General features: G+C 44.7%; 1 tRNA gene and 1 rRNA gene. Both read right to left on the bottom strand.

What is annotated here, in order from left to right:
• A 5S ribosomal RNA gene (gene rrf / locus Q1B47_RS21915) occupies positions 1–77 on the bottom strand; the annotation flags it as partial.
• An 18-nt stretch (positions 78–95) separates the two neighbouring features.
• Positions 96–171, bottom strand: a tRNA-Thr gene (locus Q1B47_RS21910).
• Between the last annotated feature and the right edge of the window lie 162 nt (positions 172–333).

Raw genomic sequence — 333 nt, 5'->3', positions numbered from 1 at the left:
CTACCATCGGCGCTATTGCGTTTCACTTCTGAGTTCGAGATGGGATCAGGTGGGACCACAATGCTATGGTTTCCAGATAAATTCTGTGAGTAAAATGGTGCTGATACCCAGAATCGAACTGGGGACCTCATCCTTACCAAGGATGCGCTCTACCGACTGAGCCATATCAGCATTATTTTACTTTTTAAAGGACCTAGTCTTATGTTATAGCCTCAATGGCATATTACAGCTTTGTCTCTTTTAAACTTTACTTAAATAGGCGCCTGGAAATGACCTACTCTCACATGGGGAGACCCCACACTACCATCGGCGCTATTGCGTTTCACTTCTGAG

Origin of the sequence: uncultured Shewanella sp. (assembly GCF_947501225.1) — a bacterium.
In the GTDB taxonomy this organism is placed as follows: domain Bacteria; phylum Pseudomonadota; class Gammaproteobacteria; order Enterobacterales; family Shewanellaceae; genus Shewanella.
This window is presented reverse-complemented; position numbering and strand designations above follow the sequence as displayed.